The sequence below is a fragment of the Streptomyces sp. NPDC093546 genome, from assembly GCF_044765045.1.
In the GTDB taxonomy this organism is placed as follows: domain Bacteria; phylum Actinomycetota; class Actinomycetes; order Streptomycetales; family Streptomycetaceae; genus Streptomyces.
In genome coordinates this window covers 1-23,943 of record NZ_JBIWJG010000013.1, presented here as the reverse complement: position 1 = coordinate 23,943, position 23,943 = coordinate 1, and the positions used below count along the sequence as shown (strand labels likewise).

Below are 23,943 nucleotides of genomic sequence, written 5' to 3'. Positions count from 1 at the left end.
GGGGTTCAGTGGGCGGTGGTCGTGGCGGTGGTGGCGGCGGTGGCGGGTGCGTTGAGCCGCAGCAGGGACGCCTGTCCCCCGGGCGGCAGCCGCAGTTCGGTCAGGGCGCCGTTCTCCAGGGCCGGGAAGACCTGGCGGTAGCGGGAGAGGGGGATGCCGAGGAGTTTGCACAGCACGAGGCGTACGAGGGTGGAGTGGGCGACGACGAGGACGCGGCCGTCGGGGAGCTCGCGGGCAGCCTCCTCCAGGCAGTCGATCGCCCGGTCGGCCGCCGCCGCGGGGTCCTCGCCGCCGGGCAGGTGGTGGGCGACGGGGTCGGCGAGGAAGGCGGCGAGCGCGTCCGGGAACTCCTCGGCCATCTCGGCGCGGGTCAGCCCGTCGCCGCGCCCGAAGTCGACCTCGTACAGCCGCTCGTCGACGCGCGGGGTGAGGCCGAGGGCGGTGGCCGCGGGTTCGGCGGTGAGACGGGCACGGGACAGGGGGGAGCAGAGCACGGCGTCGAGCCGCTGTCCGGCGGCCCAGGCGGCGAGCGTGGCGGCCTGCTGGTGGCCGAGCTCGGTGAGTGGCACGTCGGTGCGGCCGGCGTAGCGGTTCTCCGCGTGCCATTGCGTCTCGCCGTGGCGTACGAGGATGAAGTCGGTCATTGCGCGGCCTTTCTGCGGGCGTGCGCCGCCATGGACGGGTCCAGCCGGCCGCGTCGGGTCAGTTCGTCGACGAACGCGAGGTAGACGGGGGTCAGCCGGGCCGTACGGGAGGGGTCGGGGGTCAGTTGCTCGCGGACGCGCACCATGGCGGCCGCGGCCTGTTCCAGCGTGGCGCCCGAGGCGGTCGCGGCGAGGACCGCCATGCCGGTGGCACTCTCGGCGTGTTCGGGCAGGGCGACCGTACGGCCGAGGAGGTCGGCGCGCAGCTGCGACCAGTAGCGGTTGCGGGCGCCGCCGCCGGTGAGGGTGAGCGGGCCGCCGACGGGGGCGCCGAGGTGGTCGAGGTAGTCGAAGCAGAGGCGTTCGACGCAGGCCACGCCGAGGAGGAGGGCGTGGAACTCCTCCGCGTCGCCGACCGGGTCGCCCAGGACGAAGGGGGTGGCGTCGGGTGCGCGGAAGGGGAAGCGTTCGCCGGCGGCGCCGGTGAGGGGGTAGGCGACGGCGGTGGAGCCGGTGGCGGCGGCCTGCCTCGTCAGCGCGTCGAGGTCGGCCCCGGGGAAGCGCTGCGCGAGGGCGCCCGCGCCGCTGCTGGACGCGCCGCCCGGCAGCCAGGTGGAGCCGGGGCCGCGGTGGCAGTAGACCACTCCCCCGGGGTCGCGTACGAGGTGGGGGCTCGCGCCCTTGAGGACGAGGGTGGTGCCGAGGACGGAGTTCCAGGCGCCGGGGGTGAGGGCTCCGGCGCCGATCTGGGCGGCGCAGCCGTCGGTCATGCCGGCGACGATGGGCGTTCCGGCGGGGATCGCGGTCGCGGTCGCGGCGTCGGCGCAGACGGTGCCGAGGACGGTGCCGGGGCGTACGACGTCGGGGAGGAGGCCGGGCGGGACGCCGAGCGCGCCCAGTTCCTCGTCGGGCCAGCGGTCGTCGACGAGGTGGTAGCCGGTCTTGAGGGCGTGGCTGGCGTCGCTCGGCAGCTGCCGTCCGGCCAGCCGCCAGGTGATCAGGTCGGCCTGGTGCAGCAGCCGGGCGTCGGGGAAGTCGGTGTTGTCCAGGAGCCAGAGCACTTTGGGCAGGGCCCAGGACGGCTGCATGGTGCGGTAGCCGAGCTCCTGCCACACCTCGGCGCCCGCCTGGTTGACGCGTGCGGTGTACGCGCGGGCGCGCCCGTCGTCGTACATCAGGCCGGGGGTGAGGGGCGTGCCGCGCTCGTCGGCGAGGAGGACGGTGCCGGAGGTGGCGTCGACGGCCAGGCCCCGGACGCGGCGCGGGTCGATGCCGGTCAGCGCCTCGCGGCAGGCGGCGGCGAGGGCGGACCACCACTGCTCGGGGTCCTGCTCGTGGCGGGGTCCGTCACGGCGGCCGGTCAGCGGGCGGGACGCGGCCGCGAGCAGCCGGCCGGTGCCGTCGACGGCGACCGCGCGGGCGCTCTGGGTGCCGAGGTCGAGGCCGAGGTGGACGGCGTCGGCGGTGAGGGCGTCAGGCATGGGGGGCTTTCTGTGGTGTCGGGAGAACGGGTGCCCAGCCGAGGGAGCGGGCGGCGCCGCGCCAGGCCAGGAACGCCTCGTACAGCTCGTCGTAGAGCGCGGCGCGCCCGGGGTCGGGCTCCCAGCGGGAGCGCATCCGGACGTACTTCTCCGCGGCTGCGCGCATGCCGGGCTCGGCTCCGCTGAGCACGAGCCCGGTCAGGAACGCGCCCTTGGCGCCGAGTTCGGTGTCGGTGCTGCGGGCGGTGGGGACGCCGGTGACGTCGGCGATCAGCCGGCACCACTCGTCACTGGCGGAACCGCCGCCGCACAGGCGCAGTTCGCGGACGTCGGTCCGGGACGCCCGCAGGCAGTCGCGTACGACGAGGGACAGCCCCTCGAAGACGGCCCGGGCGAGGTGCGCGGGCGTGTGGTCGAGGGACAGGCCCCAGAAGGTGCCGCGCGCCCGCGGGTCGAGGAAGGGGGCGCGCTCCCCGGCGGGCGAGAGGTACGGCAGGAAGGCCAGGCCGCCCGCGCCCGGTTCGGTCGCGAAGGCCAGCTTCCCGAGGGCGGCGGGGCCGTCGACGGCGAGGGTGCGGGAGGCCCAGTCGAGGACCTCGGTGCCGGAGAGGGTGGGGAAGGCGCGCAGGAGGCGTGCGCGGCCGCGGTAGGCGATGTTGATGCCGCAGGGTTCGCCGGAGGTGTCGGCCTCGCGGGTGACGATCTCCGTGCAGAGGGTGGTGCCGAGGATGGCGCACGCCTGTCCGGGGTCGACGGCGCCCGCGCCGCGCGCGGTGGCGGCGATGTCGTACGGGGCCATGACGACGGGCAGGCCTGCGGGGAGGCCGAGTTCGCCCGCCGTGCGGTGGGTGATCTCGGCGATGCGCTCGTGCTCGCCGAGGACCCGGGGCAGCAGCCGGGCGTGCTCCTCGAACCCGAAGAGGGTGAGGATGGCCGGGTCGTAGGCCCCGGTGGTGTGGTCGAGGAAGGGCGCCGACGCGTCGGACTCGTCGATCGCGGTGACGCCGGTGAGCTTGAGGAAGAGCCAGCCGGCCGCGGTCAGGGCCGTACGGGAGCGGGCCAGGCGGTCCGGGTCGTGGGCGGCGAGCCAGCCGATCACGGCGTTGGGCATGCCGCTGCAGGTCAGGGAGCCGTTGCGGCGGTAGGCCTCCTCCAGGACGCCGTCGGCGGCCCAGCGGGTGAGGAGGTCGCCCGCGCGTCCGTCGGACCAGAGGACGGCGGGGCCGGTGGGGCGGCCGTCGGCGTCGACGAGCCAGCAGCCGTCGCCCTGGGCGGTGAAGGACACCAGCCACACCGGGTCGTGGCCGGGGCCGAGCTGGGAGAGGGCGCTGCGGACGGTGAAGACCACCCCGTTCCACACGGCGTCCATGTCCTGCTCCGCCCAGCCGGGGCGGGGGCGCAGCACTTCGGTCCCGATGCGGGAAAGCGCCATTTCCTGCCCCTGGTCGTCGAACACGACCGATTTGATGACCGACGTGCCGACGTCGATGGTGAGAACCGACATGGAATACCTGCCCCTTCGCACTTGCGGCCGTCAGGGAAACGTGCCGTCGGGCGGTGCGTCAATCGGCTGGGAAAACCTCCCGTGACCGGCCGGGGCCGCCGTGTGAAATCGCGGGGGCGGTCCCGTCGGCCGGGCGGCGCCTCACTCCGGTCGTGTTAACTTCACGTGAGATTCCCATCCCTCACCCCATCCCTCCCCCACCCTTCCCGGCGCGCCGGTGGAGTGAACCGGAAAGGAGCCGGACGCCGTGACCCGTATGGACGCCCAGGAGGAGCGGCGGCGCCGGCTGCGCGATCTGGTGACCGCCAAGGGGTTCGTCCGCACCGCGGACCTGGCGGAGGAGTTCGACGTGAGTGTGATGACCGTGCACCGCGACCTGGACGCGCTCCAGTCGCAGGGCTGGCTGCGGAAGGTGCGGGGCGGGGCGAGCTGCCTGCCGTCGACGCAGTTCCACGGCAGCGTCGGCGAGCGCATGACGACGATGGCGCAGACCAAGCACCGGCTGGCGCGGGCGGCCGCCGGGCTGCTCGCGCCCGGGCAGATCGTGATGCTGGACGACTCGACCACCTGCCTGAGCCTGGCGCAGCAGATGTCCGGCCACACGCCGCTGACGGTCATCACCAACTCGCTGCCGGCCATCTCGGCGCTGGCCCGGGAGCCGGGCGTGTCGCTGATCGCGCTGGGCGGCACGTACTTCCCGGCGTACGACGCCTTCATGGGGCTGCACACGGCGCACAGTGTGGAGGCGTTCCGCGCCGATGTGCTGTTCATGTCGACGACGGCCGTGACGGGGGGCCGCTGCTACCACATGTCGCCGGAGACGGTGCAGGTCAAGCGGGCGATGATGGCGTCGGCGGCGCGGCGGGTGCTGCTGATCGACCACACGAAGTTCGCCAACCAGGGGCTGTACGCGCTGGCGCCGCTCACCGACTTCGACCTGGTGCTGGTGGACGACGCGGCGCCGGCGGGCGAGGTGCGGCGGCTGCGGGACATAGGCGTCGACGTCCGCACGGTCGACGCGTCCGGTACGCCGGACTGAACGGACTGAGCGGACTGACCGCCGCCCGGTCACGTGAACATCACACGCACTTCACTCGGGCCGCGGGGCCGGGCCGCCCCTCGGTCACCGCGCTGAGCTGGGAGAACCCCCGTCTGCGCGAGGCGGGGCCCGGGCGCGCGCTTCCCGATTTCACGCCACGGCGTACGCGCACGGCGAGGTTTTCTCCCCGCGCATTGACCGTCATCCCGTGCGGCCGTTTCATCGTGACGCCTTAGGCACCCCACCCCCCGCTCCCCCGTCCCCGTGGAAAAGGTGTTTCTCGTGGCCGTCGTTCTGGATCCCTCCTCATCCCCCGCCGAAGAAACGCCCCCGAAGCATTGGCTGGACAGGATCGGCATTCCCCGGCCCCTCGCCTGGGGATTTCTCGGTGTTCTCATTTTCATGATCGGTGACGGAGTCGAATCCGGATATCTGTCGCCGTACCTCCTGGACGAGGGCATGTCCAAGGAGCGGGTGGCGTTGCTGTTCACCGTCTACGGCGTGACGGCGAGCGTCGCGGCGTGGTTCTCCGGCGCGCTGTCCGACCTGTGGGGCCCGCGTCGGGTCATGATGCTCGGCCTGGCCGTCTGGGCGGTGTTCCAGGTGGTGTTCCTCGCCTTCGCGCTGCCGACGGGCGACTTCGGGCTGCTGCTGGCCGGTTACGGCCTGCGGGGCTTCGGCTATCCCCTCTTCGCGTACGGCTTCCTGGTGTGGGTCACGGCGGTGACGCCGCAGCGGCGCCTCGGCTCGGCGGTGGGCTGGTTCTGGTTCGCCTTCACCGGCGGCCTGCCGACGCTGGGCTCGCTGGTCGCCAGCTTCGCGGTGCCCGCGGTCGGCGCGTACGGCACCCTGTGGTTCTCGCTCGGCCTGGTGCTGGTGGGCGGGCTGATCGCGCTGCTGCTGGTGCGCGAGCCCACGGGCGCCCGCCGCCTCGCGCCCGCCGGGGAGCGCCCGGTCGCCACGCTGCTCGGCTCGCTCGCCATCGTCTGGCGCAACCCCCGGATCGGCACGGGAGCGGTGGTGCGGGCGATCAACACGGCGCCGCAGTTCGGGTTCCTGGTCTTCCTGCCGGTGTTCTTCACCGACACGCTGGGCTTCTCGCTGAGCGAGTGGCTCCAGCTGCTGTCGGCGATGTTCGCCACCAACATCTTCTTCAACCTGATCTTCGGGGTGGTCGGCGACCGCATCGGCTGGCAGCGCACCGTCGCCTGGTGCGGCGGCGTCGGCTGCGCGGTCACCACGCTGTTGCTCTACTACGGCACGGTCTCGGCGGGCGGCAACTACGCCGTCGCCATGGTGCTGGTCGGCCTCTTCGGCGCGACCCTCGCCGGCTACGTACCGCTGTCGGCCCTCATGCCGTCGCTCGACCCGGCCCACAAGGGCCAGGCGATGTCGGCCCTCAACCTCGGCGCGGGCGCCAGCACCTTCCTGGGCCCGGCGCTGGTGGGACTCTTCCTCGGCCCGCTCGGCGTCCAGGGCGTCATGTGGATCTTCGCCCTGCTGTACCTGGCGAGCGCCGTGATGACCCTCTTCCTGAAGCTGCCGCGGGCGGTATCACCGGCGGCCTCGGGGTACTCGTCGGCTCCCGCCCCGGCAGCCAGGGCGCGGAACGAACCCCCGGAGGCGTAGCCATGAGTGATCCGTACGGCTACCCGACGCCGTCCCAGGCGGAGGGCGAGCGGGAACCGGAGCCGGGCAACGATCAGCATCCCGACGTGGCCCGCTCGACGCCCTCGCAGGCGGAGGGCGAGCGCACCGCCGAGACGGAGGAGGTCGCGGGCGAGGCGAAAGGCAAGGACGAGGACTGAGCACCGCGGGCCGCGGGCCGCACCGGATGCTTCCGGATGCGGCCGGCGACCGGTCGCGCCGGGCGTGGCGTCAGGGCTCTCGGGTCAGCGCCCTGAAGCTCTCCAGCAGCTCCAGCAGCTCGCGGCCGTCGCGCCGCGCGCCCGGCCCGGCGGCCGCCAGGAGCTGCCCCACGCGCGTCGGCCTCGGTGCCGACAGGGCGCGGATCAGGCGGAGCACCTCGTGCGCGCCGAGCGGGGTGCGGGTGTCGTGCCCGTTGGCCGCGCAGAGTGTGCCGCCGTCGTCGTACGGCGTCCACAGGACCGGCGATCCGGGGTCGGCCCGCAGAAGGTCCCCGTCTGCCAGCGGGCGCGCCGGGGCCGGGGCGGGTACGGGTTCGAAACCGCCGGCCGTCCAGCGGCGCAGGGACAGGGCGGCGACGCGGCGGCGCATCCGGTCCGGATCGCCGTACGCGCCGAGGGCCCGGGCCGTGGCGGTGAGCGCCTCCGGCAGGGTCGGTGCGAGGAGCCCGCCGGCGCCGGGGCCCGGCGCGGTGAGGGGCGCGTCAGGGGCGGGCAGCAGGGAGTCCACCCCGCCGCGGCCGGCCAGCCGGGCCGGGTCGAGGTCGGCGAGCAGGTCCTCCAGTTCGTACCCGGCGTGGTGCTCGTCCCGGGGCACCCCTACGTTGACGCTGGTCGCGGGCGCGTCGCCGGCGCTCTCCCCGACGTGGTAGTAGTCGGCCGGCCAGTACAGCAGGTCGCCGGGGCCGACTTCGGCGGCGAACGACGCGGCCGTGTGGCGCGCGTAGTCGACCTTGGTGGACACCGGATCGTCCCACGGCCTGCGCGGCCAGAACCGCATGCGCTTGCGGCCTCGCAGCCCGAACATGAACGTGGCGAAGCGGTCCTTGTGGACGCCGACCGGACTGTGCTCGTACGTGCCGTGGAACAGCGTCGTGATCGCCCCCGTCAGCGGCAGGCCGACCGCCTCCCACAGCCCGCCGAAGAACGCCCGTTCCCGGTGCCAGAGCGCCGGATCGAAGGCGTGGAAGCCGTTGACGACGAGTGCGTACCGGCGGCCCTGAAGTCGCGAGGCGAGCCGTGTGTCGTACGCGTCGAAGGAGCCGTCCTCGGCGGCGGGCAGCAACGCAACGGGGGCGTCGCGCTGGACGCGCTCGACGGTGAGCTGGACGTTCGGCGGCATCCGGCCGTCGAGGCCCTCGGGGGCCCCGGCTCGTACCGCCGCACGGAACGCGTCGGCCGCCTTGAACGGCACCGGCGCCACGGCACGGAACAGCACCGGCCGCCGGTCCCAGTACCGCTGCGTGAACACGCTCCAGGAGAACGTGGTCTCCACCGCCACCGGCCCGCTCACCGCTCCTCCTTCCGTCCGGCCACGTCCACGGCCCGCAAGGCGTACAGCTTCTCCAGCAGCGCCACGACGCCCGCCTCCCGGCCGGGGCCGGCCTCGGCGCACAACTCCCGTACGCTCGGCGCGCCGTCGCGCCCGAGCCGGTCCAGGACGCGCTCGCCGAGCGTGCCGCGCAGCGAGAAGGCGTGCCCGTCGACGGCCCACACCCACGACCGCTCGTCCTCCAGCGGCATGCGTACGACGGGCGATCCCGGCCGCACCCGATCGTCGGGCGAGAGACGCACCGCGGGCCTGGGGCCCGGTACGGGTTCCAGGCCCGCGGCGCTGGCCCTCCGCGCCCACAGGATGCGCAGCACGCGGTCGAGCCGGTCTTCCCCGGCCATCTCGCGCAATGCCGCACCGGTGGCCGCGAGTTCGGGGACGTCGGGTGCCCCGTCCTCCGTGGCAGGCGGGTACGCGAGGTACGGCACGCGGTCATCGCCACGGCGCTGGTGCAGCATCCCGGCGACGACGTCCTTGACCGCCTCGGTCAGCAGGCGCGGGTCGCCCGGGACGAGCAGCCGCAGTGCCAGGGTGCGCGCTCCGTAGCGCAGGGCGTACGGCCGCCCGGCCGGCCAGTGCAGCAGGTCCCCGGCCCCGGCGGTGAGTGCCACCCCGCCGGCCGGGCCCGGCGGGGTGGCGGTCAGGGTGCCGTGCAGCACCCAGACGAGGGTGGAGTGGACGGGCTCCCGGTTCAGGCCGTCGCGGTCGGTGCCTCCGTCGCCGAGGGCGAGTTCGCTGACGACCGGCAGCACCGGGTGTCCGACGCGCTCCCACAGCGGTGTGACCAGTTCCCGCACCCCGTTCCACAGCGCGTGGTCGAGCACGAGCGGTTGCTCCACCGCGAGCAGCCGTCCACGCCCCTCCATCCGCGTGTCGAGCCGGGCGGCGTACCGGGCGGCCGTCGTGTCCCCGGGGCCGGGCAGCAGATCGCCCGGGGCCCGGATCCGGCCGCCGTCGACGAGGAACCGCACGTCGGGCAGGGCCCGGAAGCGGGTCCCGGCGCGGAAGGGCCGTGCGGCCTCCGCCATGACCGCGTACGCCGGGCGCACCGCCACGCGCCCTGTCCCGCCCGGCGCGGGCAGGACGACGGGCTCCCGCTCCCAGTGGCGGGCGGCGAACTCGTCCCAGGCGATGCCCGCGTCGGGTGTGGCTCCCGGGCGCGAGGGGGCGGCCGTGTCCGGGCCCGTCAAGACGTCCGCGGCTGGTAGCGGCGGCGCAGCCGGGCGGCGTACCGGGCGAGGGGTTCCATCCCCAGGTCGCGTCGGCGCTCGTCCACCAGGTCGGGCTGCTCCATGGGGCATGGCTCCAACCTCCCTTCCCTCATCCGGAACTTGGTCCCGTACAGCTGCGGCCTGCCTTCCTGGACGCGCAGTGCGTCGGTCACGTACGCCACCTGCCGCCAGGGCAGGTCGCCGTCGCGGGCGGCCTCCTCGACGAGCCGGAGGCACTCGCGCTGGAAGGGAAGCGGTCCCTCGGCGTGCTGGACGAGCCGGCAGGCGGCCGCCGCCGCGGCCGGCCCGACGAGGGCGTGCCCCGGCCAGCCGTGGTGGTCCACCACGTCCCGCAGCCAGTTCATCGCGGGGACCGTCAACGCGCGCAGCCGCTCCTCGACGTGCCCGTCGGTGAAGCCGGAGGCGACCCAGCGGGCGCGCAGCTCCGCGTCCAGCCGGTCGACGCGCAGGAGCCGGCCCCGCACGTCCGGCGCAGGGGCGGGCCGGGCGAGCGGCTCGGCGCGGACGTGGACGGTGCTTCGGCTCCAGGCGTACGTGATCCGGCGCCCCACCTCCGGCCAGTCGAAGCGGGCCTCGCCGGTGCGCCGGTCGGTCAGCCGGACGAGGACGCCGTCGCCGTGCAGGGTGCGCGGTCCCACGGTGTCGTACGCGTACTCCGCCGCGTCGCGCAGCGCCACGCCCAGCCCCGCCAGGTCACGGCCCCGCTCGTCGCGCACGGCGGCGGAGGGCGGCCACTCGGGCTGCGGCTCGGCAGGGACGGGGGTGTGCGGCGGCCCGGCGCTGAGCAGCGGGCCGCCGCGGGCGGAGCGGAAGAAGTAGGGCACGTCGAGGCCGTCGAGCTGCGCGGTCTCGGCGGGGCCGAAGTCGTCCCGTTCCGGCGCGCCGTACTCCTGGCCGGAGGCCGTTCGGGTGAGGCGGTCGGCGAGGAACTCCGTGTACGCCGCCGTCGGTTTCACCAGCACGCGCACGTACCGGTCCCGCGCCGCGCCGTCGACGAAGGCGCGGATCGTCCCGTGGTGACGGGACATCAGCGTCCACGCGTCGAACATGCCACGCAGGAAGGCGGGGAGGTAGGGCCCGTACCCGGTGCGGCCCTCCGTGTCGGCGACGACCGTGCGCGTCTCGGCACGGGCACAGGGCCGGCGCCGGCGCACCAGCCGGAGGCGGCCGCCGGGGCCCTCGGTGAAATGGGCGACGGGCCCGTCCACGGTGCACCAGCGGGCCCTGTCCTCCAGGCCGGGGTGGTGGTGGTCGCCCGCATCGGTGTCCGCGACGAGCCCGGTGTCGTACAACCGCCGCAGGGGGGTGAGGAAGACCTCCACGTCGACGGGGTGCAGTAGGGGCTCCGGTTCATCGGGACGGGTGCCGGCCAGGACGTTGCCCTCGCCCAGGTCGGCGATGCCGAAACGGAACGCGGCGGCGGCGAGCGCACCCGCCCGGTGCCAGAACCGCCGGGCCTGACGGCGGCCGAGCCGGGTTCCGGACAGCCGCAGCCCCGGCGAGCGGCGGACGACGCCCCACTGGACGGGCGGTTCCAGCCACTCCTGCCAGGTGTACTCCCGCCCGTCGGGTCCGGACCCGGGAGTGCAGCGCAGGACGGGCAGGCGTATGGCGCCGGACGCGGGCGGCAGGGTGTTGAGCAGCGCGAACACGGAGTCGTGCGGGTCGAGGAAGAGCGGTTCGCCGCCCGCCGGGCGTGGCTTGTACGCGATGCTCCCGCCACCGCTCATGCGGACGCGCACCACCCTGCGGCGGCCGTTGTGGGTCTCCCCGTCCTGCGCTTCCAGTCCGGTCACGGGCAGGCGCAGGGACGGCTGGTCGAACCAGGGCCCGGCGGCGTCGCGGGCCAGGCGCTCGAGGAGCCGGTCGAGGAAGGCCGTCCAGCGGGCGCACTGCGTCTCGGAGTCGTACGGGGTGCCCGCCGCACAGGCGGTGAACGCCTCGGTCACGAGCGGGCCGAAGAGGGCGCCGTCGGTGACGTCGGGGAGGCCGGGCGCGAGCAGGTCGCCGTACCGTGCGGCGGTGTCGCGGCACCAGTCGTCGAGGGTGTCGAGGAGCGCGGTGAGCGGGGCGAAGCGGGGCCGGGCGAGGGCCGCGGCGAGCGTGGCCGCGTCCGTCTCGCCCGCCGGGAAGCGGCCGTGTGCGAGCACGCCGTCGTCCGTCGGCCGCAGGACTGGGGGGAACAACCGCCCGGCGGTACCGGCCCGTACGGCCTCCACCGCCTTCCGTACGGCGGGTGAGGCGTGCGGCGGCGGCGCGTCCTTCGGGCCGGACGGCGGTTCCGCCTCCCACAGCACCTCGGTCATGGTGCCTCCCGTGGGGCGTGCCGCCCCGCCCGGCGCGGGGCCGGGCGGGGCGGCAGCCGTGTCCGGTGCCTTGGCGCCCGGGACGGCCACGGACGCGCTGTCAGATGCAGTAGATGCGGATGCAGGTGCCGGGCGCCGCGTTGGTGCGGGCGGGGATCTCCTGCTCCAGCTCGCCGATGACGAGGTCGAGCTCCTCCTCGCTGGAGGAGCGCGCTTCGAGGCGGGACTGGCCTTCGTGGGTGGTGGCCTGGTTCACGATGGTCCTCCTGGGTCGACAAGAGACGATCGGAAGCGTGCTGCGGCAGCGTGACCGAGCTTAGGTCGATACGGGAGGAGCGGAACAGAGGTTCGAACCGATGAGTTCAGGCCATGTAGCCATGGTGTCCACGGGCACACAGGGAAGGAGCCCTTCCGCCGGCGCCCACCGCCCCGCGCTCAGAAGGGGGGCACGACGCTACTGGTGCCGAAGCGCAACTCCTCGAGACCGGACAGCCGACGGGGATCCTCGTCCGGTTCGCGGTCGTCCCACGACGTTCACGAGGGCCCGGTTCCCTTACTGGTGTACGCGCCCGTCCGCCAGTGGCTGCCCGGTCGGCCGGTGGGCGGGAGCGCCGATACTCGCTTGCGCACTCATCGTCATCCGCGTCACTGTCGCCTGGCACCCTAGGGAAAAGCGGAGAAAATGAACGGGCAGTCCCCTCACGTCGACCACGAACTCGTCCAGGCCGCGGCCGACGTCGCCCGCACGCGCTGCCGGGGCGACAACCACACCATGGCGGCGGCGGCCCGCGCCCGGGACGGCAGGATCGTCACCGCGGTGAACGCCTACCACTTCACGGGAGGCCCCTGCGCCGAGCTGGTCCTCATCGGCGCGGCTGCCGCGCAGGGCGCCTACGAGCTGGACACGATCGTCGCCGTGGGCGACCGCGACCGAGGGGTCGTTCCCCCGTGCGGGCGCTGCCGCCAGGTCCTCCTCGACTACTTCCCGGCTCTCCGGGTCATCGTCGGCGCGGGCGAGCGCATCCGGAGCGTCCTCATCACCGACCTGCTGCCGGAGACGTACGTCTGGGCGGACCACCAGCTGGAGGCCGGGCAGGCCGTGCCCCAGAGCACGGGCTGACGTCAGGAGGTGGACGGAGCCGTACGCGGCCGATCTCGGCGCAGGGCAGGACTTGTCCGTCCTGTCGCATAGGATGACCGGCGTGGAGATGCGGACGGTCATCGAGGACCTGGCAGAGGAAGCGGAACGGCTGATTCGCGAGGACGTGTGGGTCCTGACACCCGCCGACCGTACCGTCGCGGCCAAGGCCGCCGCCGATCTGCACGCCGCCGTGGGCACCCCGCAGACCCAGCAGGCCCTGTCCGAAGTCGACCGGCTGGAACACCTGCGAGAAGCACTCGCCGCTGTGGCCATCGCCCTGGCCCACGTCCACGGACGCCTGGCCTGGTTCCTCGGCGCAGCTGCCACCGCACTCACGCCCATCCTGCACTGGCGCGCCGTGCCGGCCGAAGACGGCCCCACCTTCGGTGCCGTCCCGCCGACGCCCCAGCAGTACACGGACGCGGAAGACGCGATCCGCCGGCTCCAAAGCACCCTCGCCGGCATCACCACCGCCTGACATCACCGACCGGGTCAGCCGGGAGCGTCAGCGCTCGGCGAGGTCTGCCGCTTCACGCGTGATGTCGGCATAGAGGCGGAAGAGGACAGGGCCGGCTTCGCCGCGTTCTCGTTCCTGCAGGGCCGCCCAGCACCGGGCGATGAGCTGCCGGGCCTGCGTGCCGGGCCAGGGTTGGGGCAGGAGCTGAGGTGGCAGCAGGGGGTCGGGCTCTCGGGCGCAGGTGAGTTCGGCGGCCAGCTCGACCGCGATGGTGAGAAGTGCGGAGGGGGAGAGTCCGCCAGGGCCGGTGAGCCGGTCGAGGCGGGGCTGGGCGATGCCGCTGAGCCGGTGGTAACGGTCGGCGATCTCCTGTAGGGGCCATAGGCGGCGGACCAGTTCGGCGGGCTCTTTGGTGTCGCCCTTGCGCAGGTCGGTCGTGGTGAGCAGGGTGAGCGCGTCGTGGGCGCCGAGGCGGTGGGCCGCGTCTTCGACGTACGGTTCCCAGGCGTTGGCGCAGACGTACAGTCCACCCTGGAGCGGGGCGCCGCCGAGGTGGACGAGCGTTTCGCGCAGGGAGTCCCGGGCGGTGCGCGCCGATTCGGGTACGGCGAAGGCGGCCAGGTGCCAGATGCCGTCCCAGGGGGCGAGCCCGGCGTCCTGTTGGAATGCGTGCCGGAGGAAGTCGGCGTTGGGGGCGAGGGTACGCGTGGTGTCCTCGGTGGCGTGCAGCTTAGCCTTGCGGCCGCGGCCCTCGTGGGTGAACCGGCCTTCGGCCACGAGGCGCTTGATGCACAGCCGTACCTGCTGGTCGCTCATGCCGAGGGTGTTGGCGACGGTGTACAGCTCGTCCGCGGCGACGGTGCCGTCCTCACGGATCAGTGCGTGGACGAGCATGCGGGTGGGGACCTCGACGTGGTCCGTCTCGGTGGTCACGGCTTCGTCGGCTACGGTGCAGGCCATGGACAGCCGCGTGTACGTGCCCTGGTTCTCAGTAGGTGAAGCCGACGAGGACGCGTTCGAGACGCTGGACGGTGCACGGCGCAGGTTCGTGTCCGTACTACGCGAGCGCGCCGTCACCTGGCCGTGCGACCCGGACGACACCCTTGTCCTCCGCCCCGAGGAGACAGGGTTCGCGCATCTGCTGGCCGTGCTCTACGCAGTGACGCCGGGAACCCATGTCATTTCCCATGTCTTCGGTGCGTTCTTCGACGGGCAGGGCGTGCTCGGCAGCGAACTCCACGACCAGATGTACATCCCTCTCCAGGGGCCTGCGGTGGGGATACTCCGCGTGGCCGGTTCACCTGGCCGCTGCGCAGAACTGACCGCAGACTGGTTCGAACGCATCCTGCGAGGCCAGGCCGGCAAGCTGGCCGCCCCAACGTCGTGATCTTCATGTCCGAGTTGCGATCAACGCATCAGAACGCCAACTGTTTCGGAGACGGATCAGTACCCCAGGCTCTCCACGGATGTGAAAGACCCTGACTGCCGAAAAGACAGCCAGGGTCGAATTCCAGCGGGGGAAATCAGGTGTTGAGACAGGGAGTCTTGACGAGCTGCGACTGGTTCACGTCCGCGGGGTCGGGATAGATGACCTGCACCACGGCCCGGTAGCACTGAGTACCGGGCTTGTCCTTGGTGGTCGTCTCGAAGCCCCCGAAGCCCTTGTCCTTGGTAATGATCTTCACACCGGCACTCTTCTTCGCCACGCCGTGAGTTCCGTCGACGTCGAAGCTGATGTAGGGCGTGATGAGGTTGTCACCCTTGTCGCAGCCGAAGTGCGCCTGGGCGCGGATCTTGCCGGGGTACTGGTGGTCGTCCACGTACACCTTGATGGTGCAGTTCGGGTTGATCTTCATCTTCACCCAGCCCGACTGCTGGGACGTCGCCGAGGCGTTCGGCGCGCTGAGCACGACCACACCGAGGGCGGCAGCACCGGCCATGGCAAGCCTCTTCATTTTGGTACGCAAGAAAATCCCCTTATCCCCGTAGGTGAAGCCTTCTACAGAAGTCTTCTGGTCACCTACGATCTTGGCACCCTCCCATGGCCGGCACAACCGATCGGTGAATGCGTTGAGCTGGATTTGAGCTTGAGGAAATCCGTACGGCAATTCACCGGTGCTTCAGCCAGGCCGCCGCCGGAAGCAGCCGGTCGTCGTAGTCGAACAGCGCCTGGTTCTCCCAGGCGTTGCCGGACGCCGGGTCGGCCGGGTCCCAGCCGTTGCCCTGGACGGCGGTCCAGGTGGGGTCCCAGTAGACGACGCCCAGGCCGCGGCCGTTCGGGACCGCCTCGACGACGTTCATCACGTCGCGCAGCCACGCCGCCTGCCCGGCCGGGGTCGCCGGGTAGCCGGGGACGAGTTCGCCGGGGAGGTCGATGATGTTCTCGTGGGCGTCCTCGCCGTCCAGGCGGAAGGGGTACGCGGTCTCCGCGACCAGGACCGGCTTGCCGTAGCGGGCGGAGATGTCGTCGAGGTTCGCCTGGAGGTCGGACAGGGGGCCGTGCCAGTAGCCGTAGAAGGACAGGGCGATGACGTCGAAGGGCACGCCCTGCGCGGTGGCGTTGTCGAACCACCAGCGGTACCGGCCGTTGTCGCCGCCGTGGGCGAGGTGGAGGGCGATCTTCGTGGACGGGGAGACGGCCTTGGCCGCCGAGATCCCGGACTTGAGGAGCCCCGCCGTCCGCTGCCAGTCGTCCGTCGAGCCCTCGGGCCAGAGCAGGCCGCCGTTGATCTCGTTGCCGATCTGCACCATGTCGGCGGGAGTGCCCTGCGCCTTGAGGGCGTTCAGCACGTCGTAGGTGTGGTCGTACACGTCCGTCGTCAGCCGGCTGTACGGGTGCGCGGCCCAGGCCGCCGGCTTGGTCTGGGCGCCGGGGTCGGCCCAGGTGTCGGAGTAGTGGAAGTCGACCAGCAGCTTCATGCCCCGGGCCTTGATCCGCTGCGCCATCCCGAGGACGCGCGCCTTGGTGTTGTAGCCGTCGGCCGGGTTCACCCAGACCTTCAGGCGTCCGCAGTCCGCGCCCGCCGACCTGAGGATGGTGAGGGCGTCGCCGGCGGCGCCCGTACTGGTGCGGTAGGTGCCGCCGTGGTCCTCGCTCTTCTTCAGCATCGACACGTCGACGCCCCGGACGGCGAGCCCGGTCGAGCCCGGTGTGAAGGTCACGTCGTCGACGTTGAGCCAGTTGCCCGCCTTGGCGTCGGAGTTGACGCTGAGGGTGCACTGGCCGCCGGTCACCTTGACGGAGGTGACCAGGCGGATCCACTTCCCGTTGGGCGTGGGCGGCAGATCGGTGCGCTGCTCGGCCGAGCCGCAGTTGCGCAGGGCCAGGTACGCGGCGTTCTGGCCGCCGCTGGAGCGGACCCAGGCGCTGAGCGTGTAGCTGCCGTTGGTCAGCCCCGACAGATACTGGTACGTCTCCACCTTGTACGCGGACGGCGACCAGTGCGTGAGGCGGCTGCTTCCGCTGCGTCCGCCCGCCTCGGCGAAGGACGCCGCGTCCTGGCCCGCGGCCGAGTAGGTGGACCAGCCCGACGTCCCGGACTCGAAGCCCGCGTTGGTGAGGGTGGCCGCCGCCGTGGCCTGGCTGCCGGGGAGGCCGGTGAGCAGCAGGGCGACGCCGAGCGCCGTGGCGGCCGCGGCCCTCCAGGGTGTGCGGGTGGCGCGTGGTGCGGTGGGGTGCATCGTCGCTGTCCCTTCGACGGTGTGGGGTGGTGCCGTGTGCGGGGGGTGCGGTGCCTTACTCCGCGTCGAGGCGTACGACCCTCACCGCGCCCGCCGGAACCGTGAGGTGTCCCGCCGCGCGCTCGCCGCCCAGCAGCTCGGTGCCGGAGCGCTCCAGCGGCACCTTGGCGTCGCGGTCGGTGTGGTTGAGCGCGAAGAGGTACGCGCCGTTCTCGCCCGAGCGGCGCACCACCTCCACGTCGGTGGGCAGGTCGCTGCGGGGCTCGATGGCGGCGTCCGCGCAGGCCGCGTCGATGACGGGGGCCAGCGCTTCGGCGTCGAGGCGGGTGGAGACGTACCAGGCGGTGCCGCGGCCCAGGCGGTGGCGGGTGACGGCCGGGCCGCCCGCGGCGGGGCCGTCGGCGTACGTCCAGACGGTCTCGGCGCCGCGCGGCACGACGAACTCGGTCCAGACGTCACCGCCGAGTTCGGCCCCGCCAGGGCCGGACAGGCGGACTGTCTCGCCGGGGAGGAGGGGTGACCACTCCTCGACCGTCAGGCCCAGGACGTCGCGCAGCGCGCCCGGGTAGGGGCCGGGGTGCACGGCGTCGTGTTCGTCGACGATGCCGGAGAAGCAGGAGACGACGAGGGTGCCGCCGTTCTCGACGTACGCGCGCAGATTGCGGCCCGCGGCCTCGGTGGCGAGGTAGAGGGCGGGGACGACGACCAGCGGGTAGGCGGAGAGGTCGGCCTCGGGGTGGGCGAAGTCGACGGTGAGGTGCCGGTCGTAGAGCGACGCGTAGAAGGCGTCGGCCCGCTCCCGGGCGTCGAGGTCCTGGCTGGGGCGCCACTCGAGGCTCTGGGCCCACCAGGACTGCCAGTCCCAGACCATGGCGACGTCGGGGACGGTGCGGGTGCCGCGGATCTCCGCGAGCGCGCCCACATCCGCGCCGAGGGCGACCACTTCGCGCCAGACACGGGAGTCGGTGCCCGCGTGCGGCACCATCGAGGAGTGGAACTTCTCGGCGCCGCGCCGGGACTGGCGCCACTGGAAGAACATGGCGCCCTCGGAGCCGCGGGCCACGTGGGCGAGGGAGTTGCGGGCCATCTCGCCGGGGCGTTTCGCGGGGTTGCGGGGCTGCCAGTTGACGCCGGACGGGGAGTGCTCCAGGAGCAGCCAGGGGGCGCCGCCCGCGACGGAGCGGGTGAGGTCGGCGGCCATGGCGAGGTTGACGTGGGTGCGGCGGCCGTCGGTGATCAGGTAGTGGTCGTTGGTGACGAGGTCGACCTCGCGGCCCCACGCCCAGTAGTCGACGGAGTCGCACTGGCTCAGCGCCGTCATGAAGTTGGTGGTCACCGGGGCGCCGGGGGCGAGCGCGTGCAGGATGTCCCGCTCGTGGACGAAGTTCTCGCGCATCGTGGCGTCGGCGAAGCGGCGGTAGTCGAGCTGCTGGGCCGGGTTGCCGACCGTGGGGGTCAGCCGGGGCGGGTCGATCTCGTCGAAGGACGCGTACCGCTGGCTCCAGAAGGCGGTGCCCCACGCTTCGTTCACCGCCTCCACGGAGGTGTAGCGGGTCTGGAGCCAACGGCGGAAGTGCGCGGCGCAGCCGTCGCAGTAGCAGGCGGAGACCGGTACGCCGTACTCGTTGTGGACGTGCCACAGGGCGAGCGCCGGGTGGCCGCCGTAGCGGCGGGCGAGCTGCTCGGTGATCCGGGCGGCGGCCGCGCGGTAGGCGGGGTGGCTGTGGCAGATCGCCGCGCGCGAGCCGAACGCGTACCGCACGCCTTCGCGTGTGACGGGCAGCGCGTCGGGATGGGCCCGGTAGAACCAGGCGGGCGGCGCGGCGGTGGGCGTACCGAGGTCGACGCGGATGCCGTTCTCGTGCAGCAGGTCGAGGACCCGGTCCAGCCAGCCGAAGTCGTACGAGCCCGGTGAGGGTTCCAGCAGCGCCCAAGAGAAGATGCCGACGCTCACCAGGGTGACGCCGGCCTCGCGCATGAGCCGGACGTCCTCCTGCCAGACGCTCTCCGGCCACTGCTCGGGGTTGTAGTCCCCGCCGAAGGCGAGCCGGTGCGGGCTCGGGACGGTGTGGTCCGGCGTGAGTCTGCGGTCCGGCATGAGTCTCTCCTGAAGGGGTCTCAAGGGGCTGGGGGTGAGCGGGATGTGAGGCGGTGTGGGAACGTGCACACACTCAGTTCCTCGCCGCAAGGCAACATAACCGCACGAGATCAACCATTGACAAGTGTCCGGAACGTTTCTCTACTGTGAACGCTCACAGATGCATGGCCGGCCGGCGCGTCCGAGCGCCAGGCCCCCTTCGGTCAGGGAGAACTCCCCCATGTCGTACACGCCACTGCGCCGCCGCCTCGCGGCCACCGCCACGGCCGTCGCCCTCGGCGCGACCGCACTCACCGCCTGCGGATCGGGGTCGTCCGGCGACGACTCGGCCGCCGGGTCCGGCCCCGTCTCGCTCAGTTACTGGGCCTGGGCGCCCGGCATGGACAAGGTGGCGGCGCTCTGGAACGCGAAGCACCCCGACATCAAGGTCACCGTGCACAAGCAGGCGTCGGGGGACGACCTGGTCACCAAGATCATCACCGCGGCGAAGGCGGGGCAGGCTCCCGACCTCGTCCAGGCCGAGTACCAGGCGCTGCCGACGCTGGTCAGCAACGACACCCTCGCCGACATCTCCAAGGAAGTCGGCGGTGTCAAGGACAAGTTCGCCCCGGGCGTCTGGCAGCAGACGACGCTCGGCACGGACGCCGTCTACGCGGTGCCCCAGGACTCGGGGCCGATGATGTTCTACTACCGCGCCGACCTGTTCCAGCAGTACGGGCTCAGCGTCCCCGCCACCTGGGACGAGTTCGCCCAGGCCGCCCGCGCCCTGAAGGAGAAGGCACCGGACAAGGCGCTGACCACGTTCTCCGCCAACGACTCCGGCCTCTTCGCCGGTCTCGCCCAGCAGGCCGGCGCCAAGTGGTGGACCGTCGAGGGCGACAAGTGGAAGGTCGCCATCGACGACCCGGCCACCCGCAAGGTCGCCGACTTCTGGGGGGACCTGGTCGCCGAGGGCGCGATCGACAACCAGCCGATGTACACCCCCGCCTGGAACAAGGCGCTCAACACCGGCAAGCAGCTGGCCTGGGTGAGCGCCGTCTGGGCGCCGGGCACGCTGACCACCGCCGCCCCCGACACCAAGGGCAAGTGGGCCATGGCCCCGCTCCCCCAGTGGAGCGAGGGCGAGCGCGTCACCGGCAGCTGGGGCGGCTCCACCACGGCCGTCACCGCCGACTCGAAGCACAAGGCGGCCGCCGCCGAGTTCGCCACCTGGCTGAACACCGACCCGGAGGCGCTCGCCGCCCTGGTGAAGGAGAGCGGCATCTACCCCGCCGCCACCGCCGCCCAGACCAGCGGCGCCCTCGCCAAGGCCCCCGACTTCTTCAGCAACCAGCCGGACTTCTACGCCCGCGCCGCCGAGATCGCCCAGACCACCGCCCCCGCCGCCTGGGGCCCCAACGTCAACGTCGCGTACGCCGCCTTCAAGGACCGGTTCGGCACGGCCGCCAAGGCGAAGTCCGGTTTCGACGCGGCGCTCGCCGGCATGCAGGACGCCACCGTGGCGGACCTGAAGAAGCAGGGCTTCGAGGTCGCTCCGTGAGTGTGAAGCACCCCCGGGCCGGGCGCGCGGGAGCGTACGGGGTCAAGGCCGCCCCGTACGGCTTCCTCGCCCCGGCCGCCGTCCTCTTCCTCCTCTTCTTCGCCCTCCCCATCGGCTACGCCCTCTGGCTCAGCCTCCACAAGGTCGAGATCAGCGGCCTGGGCCTGGGCAAGGGGGCCCGCCGGGAGGTGTGGGCGGGCCTGGAGAACTACGCCGCCGCCCTCACCGACGGCGAGCTCGGCCACGGCGCGCTGCGCGTCCTCGGGTACGGAGCGATCGTCGTGCCCGTCATGCTCGGTCTGGCGCTGCTGTTCGCTCTGCTCCTGGACGCCGAGCGGGTGCGCGCCCGCTCCTTCTCCCGGTTGGCGATCTTCCTGCCGTACGCGATCCCCGGCGTCATCGCGGCGCTGCTGTGGGGCTTCCTCTACCTGCCCGACGTCAGCCCCTTCCACTACGCCCTGGACCGGCTGGGACTCCCCCGGCCGGACCTCCTCGACGGCGGGCCGCTCTTCCTCGCGCTCGCCAACATCGCGGTCTGGGGCGGCACCGGCTTCAACATGATCGTGATCTACACCTCGCTGCGGTCCATCCCGGCCGAGGTGTACGAGGCGGCGAAGCTGGACGGCGCCTCGCCGCTGCAGATCGCCCTGCGGATCAAGATCCCGATGGTGGCGCCGTCGCTGGTGCTGACCTTCTTCTTCTCTGTCATCGCCACCCTCCAGGTCTTCAGCGAGCCGACCACCCTCAAGCCGCTGACCAACGGCATCTCCACCACCTGGAGCCCGCTGATGAAGGTGTACAGCGACGCGTTCGTGAACGGGAACGTGTACGCGGCCTCGGCCACGGCCGTGGTCCTCTCCGTCGCCACCTTCGTCCTCTCGTTCGCGCTGCTGCGGTTGTCGAACTCCCGTACCGCACAAGGAGGTACCCGATGAGCGGCACCATCCTGGGAGCGCCGCGCGCGCGGCGCCGGACCGCCCTGCTGCCCACCGCCGCCCTCCTGCTGGGCGCGCTGTACTGCCTGCTGCCGGTCGTCTGGGTGGTGGTGGCCGCCACCAAGTCGGGCACGGAGCTGTTCTCCACCTTCAGCCTGCTGCCCGGCACCGGTTTCGCCGGCAACCTCGCGGACCTGAGCGCCTACCGCGAGGGCGTGTACTGGCGGTGGATGGCCAACTCCCTCCTCTACGCCGGCCTGGGCGCGGCCTTGTCCACCGCGGTCTCGGCGTGCGCCGGCTACGCGCTCGCCGTCTACCGCTTCCGCGGGCGGGAGGCGGTGTTCCACACCCTTCTCGCGGGTGTGCTGGTGCCGCCGGTGATCCTCGCCATCCCGCAGTACCTGCTGATGGCGCAGGCCGGCATGACGGACACGTACCTCTCGGTGCTGCTGCCGCTGATCCTGTCGCCGTACGGCGTCTACCTCGGCCGCATCTACGCCCAGGCGGCCGTCCCGGCGGAGCTGATCGAGGCGGGCCGGATGGACGGCGCCGGGGAGGGACGGATCTTCCTGCGGATCGCGGTCCCGATGATGGCGCCGGGTCTGGTGACGATCTTCCTCTTCCAGTTCGTGGCGATCTGGAACAACTTCCTGCTGCCGTACATCATGCTCGGTGACGACACCAAGTTCCCCATGACGGTCGGGCTGTTCACGCTGCTCGCGCAGGGCTCCAGCACCCCCGCCCTCTACACGCTGGTGATCACCGGCGCGCTGCTGGCGATCGTGCCGCTCATCGCCCTCTTCCTCGTCATCCAGCGGTTCTGGAGCCTCGACCTGCTCTCCGGCGCCGTAAAGTCCTGAAGCGGCAGGGGAAGAGGAGACGCGATACATGAACCGCGGTAGTACGGACGGCAAGCGGCGTTCGGTGACGATCCACGACGTGGCGCGCGAGGCGGGTGTCTCGCGCGGGACCGTCTCGCGCGTGCTCAACGGCGGCCACTACGTGAGCCCTTCGGCGCAGGCGGCCGTCAACGCCGCGATCCGCAGGACGGGTTACGTCGTCAACCGGCACGCCCGCTCGCTGATCACCGGCCGCTCAGATTCGGTGGCCTTCCTGCTGACGGAGCCGCAGGAGCGGTTCTTCGAGGACCCGAACTTCAACGTCCTGCTGCGCGCCTGCACCCAGGCGCTCGCCGCGCAGGACATCCCGCTGCTGCTGATGATCGCGGGCACCGAGGCCGAACGGCGCCGCAACCTGCGCTACATCCGCGCCGGGCACGTCGACGGGGTGCTGCTCGTCTCCAGCCACTCCGGCGACCCGGTGGGCAGCGAGCTCGACGCGGCGGGCGTCCCCGTGGTCGCCTGCGGCAAGCCGCTCGGGCAGAGCGCGCGGATCAGCTACGTCGCGGCCGACGACCGGGACGGCGCCCGGTCGATGGTGCGCTACCTGTACGAGTCCGGGCGCCGGCGCATCGCCACGGTCACGGGGCCGCCGGACACGCCGGGCGGGGTCGAGCGGCTCGCGGGCTACCGCGACGTGCTGGCCGAGTGCGGGCTGCCCGCCGACGAGTCGCTCGTCGTGGCCGGCGACTACAGCCGCGCGAGCGGCGAGACGGCGGCCGAGCTGCTGCTGGAGCGGGCGCCGGACGTGGACGCGGTGTTCGTGGCGTCGGACCTGATGGCGCAGGGCGTCCTGGACGCGCTGCGCCGCGCCGGGCGGCGGGTGCCGGAGGACGTCGCCGTCGGCGGGTTCGACGACTCGCCCGCGGCCCTGTCGGCCCGTCCGGCCCTCACCACGGTCAGGCAGCCCTGGGAGCGGATCAGCGGCGAGATGGTCCGGATGCTGCTCGCCCGGATCGGCGGCGAGGACCCGGCGGCCGTGATCCTCCCGACGGAGCTGGTGCGGCGGGACTCGGCCTGAGGGGCGCGCGGCCGCTCGGCGGGGGTCCGGTTCCTCCCCCGGCTGCGGCGCGCGCTCAGCCGAACCAGACCACCAGGCGGACGTTCTCGTCGCCGTACTCGGCCGCCAGCGCGCGCATCGACGCCCAGACCGGAGCCCAACGGCCGTCCGGCGGCACGATGATCCGAGCCGTGTAGACCAGCGGGCGGTACACCGCGCCGTTCAGACGGACCTCGCCGCCCGGCGGCCATTCGTACAGGTGCAGGTCCTCTCCGAAGAGCTCCTCCGCCGCGTCGAGCACCTCGACCGGCGCCCAGACCACGTGGTCCAGGACGAGCTCGCCGTCCGACCCCGGCAGCCACACGCCCACGCGGTTGCCGTCGGGCCGGTCGCACAGCGGCGCGTCCCAGTCGACCGCCGCGATCTCCGCCCACGTCGCGTACGAGTGGCTGTGGTTCAGTTCGTCGTACTCCTCCGGCTTCGGCACCTCGTCGCAGGAGTCCTCCGGCCACCCCCGCTGGTCGAACAGGGGCCGGTCCACTCCGAGGGACCCGCCGTAGCCGAAGAGGCACTCGCGGGCCTCCCGCGCCTTCCAGAGGTCGAAGTCGAGCAGATCGACCTTCATCTCCCACGCCCCGCCCGCCGCGCGGGCCTCGATCAATCCGTCGATGTACGTCCCCATGGACGCCGATGCTAGGCCGTGTCCGGAAAGTCGATCGCTCGTTGCTCTGTTCGTGGTACGTCGGCATGAATTGACGGATGAGTCGTGGGCGTTGATCGCTCCGTTG

Annotated in this window: 22 protein-coding genes; 10 read left to right on the top strand and 12 right to left on the bottom strand. The window is 72.7% G+C overall.

Features of this window, described 5'->3' with window-relative positions; translation table 11 throughout:
• Positions 1-5: 5 nt before the first annotated feature.
• Genes ACIRNI_RS25195 through ACIRNI_RS25185 form a run of 3 tightly spaced genes read right to left on the bottom strand, consistent with a single transcriptional unit; the run spans position 6 to position 3,629 of the window.
• Positions 6-644, bottom strand: a complete 639-nt coding sequence (locus ACIRNI_RS25195) for a histidine phosphatase family protein (protein WP_403554534.1) — start codon at positions 642-644, stop codon at positions 6-8.
• Entirely contained in the window at positions 641-2,125 is a 1,485-nt protein-coding gene (locus ACIRNI_RS25190; RefSeq protein WP_403554532.1) for an FGGY-family carbohydrate kinase, read from the bottom strand. The genes ACIRNI_RS25195 and ACIRNI_RS25190 overlap by 4 nt, the downstream gene beginning before the upstream one ends.
• On the bottom strand, positions 2,118-3,629 hold the full coding sequence (locus tag ACIRNI_RS25185; RefSeq protein WP_403554530.1) for an FGGY-family carbohydrate kinase: 1,512 nt from the start codon (positions 3,627-3,629) through the stop codon (positions 2,118-2,120). Before ACIRNI_RS25185 ends, ACIRNI_RS25190 begins: the two co-directional genes overlap by 8 nt.
• 247 nt (positions 3,630-3,876) lie before the next feature.
• Between ACIRNI_RS25185 and ACIRNI_RS25180 the strand changes: the two genes are divergently transcribed.
• From ACIRNI_RS25180 to ACIRNI_RS25170, 3 genes are all read left to right on the top strand, one after another.
• Positions 3,877-4,668: a DeoR/GlpR family DNA-binding transcription regulator gene (locus ACIRNI_RS25180; RefSeq protein ID WP_403554528.1), complete on the top strand. Its 792-nt coding sequence runs from the start codon at positions 3,877-3,879 to the stop codon at positions 4,666-4,668.
• 264 nt (positions 4,669-4,932) lie between these two features.
• Positions 4,933-6,297, top strand: a complete 1,365-nt coding sequence (locus ACIRNI_RS25175; RefSeq protein ID WP_403554526.1) for an MFS transporter — start codon at positions 4,933-4,935, stop codon at positions 6,295-6,297.
• 2 nt (positions 6,298-6,299) lie between these two features.
• A complete protein-coding gene (locus tag ACIRNI_RS25170; RefSeq protein ID WP_403554524.1) occupies positions 6,300-6,476 on the top strand; it encodes a hypothetical protein in 177 nt (58 codons plus the stop codon).
• A 70-nt stretch (positions 6,477-6,546) separates the two neighbouring features.
• On the opposite strand, the gene ACIRNI_RS25165 is transcribed toward ACIRNI_RS25170, so the two are convergent.
• From ACIRNI_RS25165 to ACIRNI_RS25150, 4 genes are all read right to left on the bottom strand, one after another.
• Positions 6,547-7,827, bottom strand: a complete 1,281-nt coding sequence (locus ACIRNI_RS25165) for a JmjC domain-containing protein (protein ID WP_403554522.1) — start codon at positions 7,825-7,827, stop codon at positions 6,547-6,549.
• Positions 7,824-9,056 (bottom strand): hypothetical protein, encoded by a 1,233-nt coding sequence (locus tag ACIRNI_RS25160; protein ID WP_403554520.1) that lies wholly within the window; start codon positions 9,054-9,056, stop codon positions 7,824-7,826. Before ACIRNI_RS25160 ends, ACIRNI_RS25165 begins: the two co-directional genes overlap by 4 nt.
• A complete protein-coding gene (locus ACIRNI_RS25155; RefSeq protein ID WP_403554518.1) occupies positions 9,053-11,404 on the bottom strand; it encodes a DUF4135 domain-containing protein in 2,352 nt (783 codons plus the stop codon). Before ACIRNI_RS25155 ends, ACIRNI_RS25160 begins: the two co-directional genes overlap by 4 nt.
• Before the next feature lie 100 nt (positions 11,405-11,504).
• Positions 11,505-11,660 carry a hypothetical protein gene (locus tag ACIRNI_RS25150; RefSeq protein ID WP_403554516.1) on the bottom strand — a complete coding sequence of 52 codons (156 nt, stop codon included), beginning with the start codon at positions 11,658-11,660 and terminating at the stop codon, positions 11,505-11,507.
• 426 nt (positions 11,661-12,086) lie between these two features.
• Here ACIRNI_RS25150 and ACIRNI_RS25145 point away from each other — a divergent pair, with 426 nt between their 5' ends.
• The gene (locus tag ACIRNI_RS25145; RefSeq protein WP_403554514.1) at positions 12,087-12,524 is read left to right on the top strand and encodes a cytidine deaminase; all 438 of its coding nucleotides are present in this window, start codon (positions 12,087-12,089) and stop codon (positions 12,522-12,524) included.
• 88 nt (positions 12,525-12,612) lie between these two features.
• Positions 12,613-13,023 carry a hypothetical protein gene (locus tag ACIRNI_RS25140; RefSeq protein WP_403554809.1) on the top strand — a complete coding sequence of 137 codons (411 nt, stop codon included), beginning with the start codon at positions 12,613-12,615 and terminating at the stop codon, positions 13,021-13,023.
• 27 nt (positions 13,024-13,050) lie between these two features.
• Here the strand turns inward: ACIRNI_RS25140 and ACIRNI_RS25135 are convergent, their stop codons facing one another.
• Entirely contained in the window at positions 13,051-13,962 is a 912-nt protein-coding gene (locus tag ACIRNI_RS25135; protein ID WP_403554512.1) for a PaaX family transcriptional regulator C-terminal domain-containing protein, read from the bottom strand.
• Between ACIRNI_RS25135 and ACIRNI_RS25130 the strand changes: the two genes are divergently transcribed.
• On the top strand, positions 13,961-14,389 hold the full coding sequence (locus ACIRNI_RS25130; protein WP_403554510.1) for a hypothetical protein: 429 nt from the start codon (positions 13,961-13,963) through the stop codon (positions 14,387-14,389). The genes ACIRNI_RS25135 and ACIRNI_RS25130 overlap by 2 nt on opposite strands.
• Positions 14,390-14,525: 136 nt before the next feature.
• Here the strand turns inward: ACIRNI_RS25130 and ACIRNI_RS25125 are convergent, their stop codons facing one another.
• From ACIRNI_RS25125 to ACIRNI_RS25115, 3 genes are all read right to left on the bottom strand, one after another.
• Positions 14,526-14,957, bottom strand: coding sequence for a hypothetical protein (locus ACIRNI_RS25125; RefSeq protein WP_403554508.1), 432 nt, complete (start codon positions 14,955-14,957; stop codon positions 14,526-14,528).
• A 154-nt stretch (positions 14,958-15,111) separates the two neighbouring features.
• On the bottom strand, positions 15,112-16,683 hold the full coding sequence (locus ACIRNI_RS25120) for an arabinogalactan endo-beta-1,4-galactanase (RefSeq protein WP_403554506.1): 1,572 nt from the start codon (positions 16,681-16,683) through the stop codon (positions 15,112-15,114).
• Positions 16,684-16,738: 55 nt separating this feature from the next.
• Positions 16,739-18,781: a beta-galactosidase gene (locus tag ACIRNI_RS25115; RefSeq protein ID WP_403554504.1), complete on the bottom strand. Its 2,043-nt coding sequence runs from the start codon at positions 18,779-18,781 to the stop codon at positions 16,739-16,741.
• Between the two features lie 220 nt (positions 18,782-19,001).
• On the opposite strand from ACIRNI_RS25115, the gene ACIRNI_RS25110 reads away from it, so the two are divergent.
• The 4 genes from ACIRNI_RS25110 to ACIRNI_RS25095 are packed head-to-tail and all read left to right on the top strand — an operon-like array spanning position 19,002 to position 23,176.
• Positions 19,002-20,321 carry an ABC transporter substrate-binding protein gene (locus ACIRNI_RS25110; RefSeq protein ID WP_403554502.1) on the top strand — a complete coding sequence of 440 codons (1,320 nt, stop codon included), beginning with the start codon at positions 19,002-19,004 and terminating at the stop codon, positions 20,319-20,321.
• Positions 20,318-21,256, top strand: coding sequence for a carbohydrate ABC transporter permease (locus ACIRNI_RS25105; protein WP_403554501.1), 939 nt, complete (start codon positions 20,318-20,320; stop codon positions 21,254-21,256). Before ACIRNI_RS25110 ends, ACIRNI_RS25105 begins: the two co-directional genes overlap by 4 nt.
• Positions 21,253-22,116 (top strand): carbohydrate ABC transporter permease, encoded by an 864-nt coding sequence (locus ACIRNI_RS25100; protein ID WP_403554499.1) that lies wholly within the window; start codon positions 21,253-21,255, stop codon positions 22,114-22,116. The genes ACIRNI_RS25105 and ACIRNI_RS25100 overlap by 4 nt, the downstream gene beginning before the upstream one ends.
• A 28-nt stretch (positions 22,117-22,144) precedes the next feature.
• Complete coding sequence (locus ACIRNI_RS25095) at positions 22,145-23,176, top strand: LacI family DNA-binding transcriptional regulator (protein WP_355359579.1); 1,032 nt, start codon at positions 22,145-22,147, stop codon at positions 23,174-23,176.
• Positions 23,177-23,231: 55 nt separating this feature from the next.
• On the opposite strand, the gene ACIRNI_RS25090 is transcribed toward ACIRNI_RS25095, so the two are convergent.
• The gene (locus tag ACIRNI_RS25090) at positions 23,232-23,837 is read right to left on the bottom strand and encodes a hypothetical protein (RefSeq protein WP_403554496.1); all 606 of its coding nucleotides are present in this window, start codon (positions 23,835-23,837) and stop codon (positions 23,232-23,234) included.
• Between the last annotated feature and the right edge of the window lie 106 nt (positions 23,838-23,943).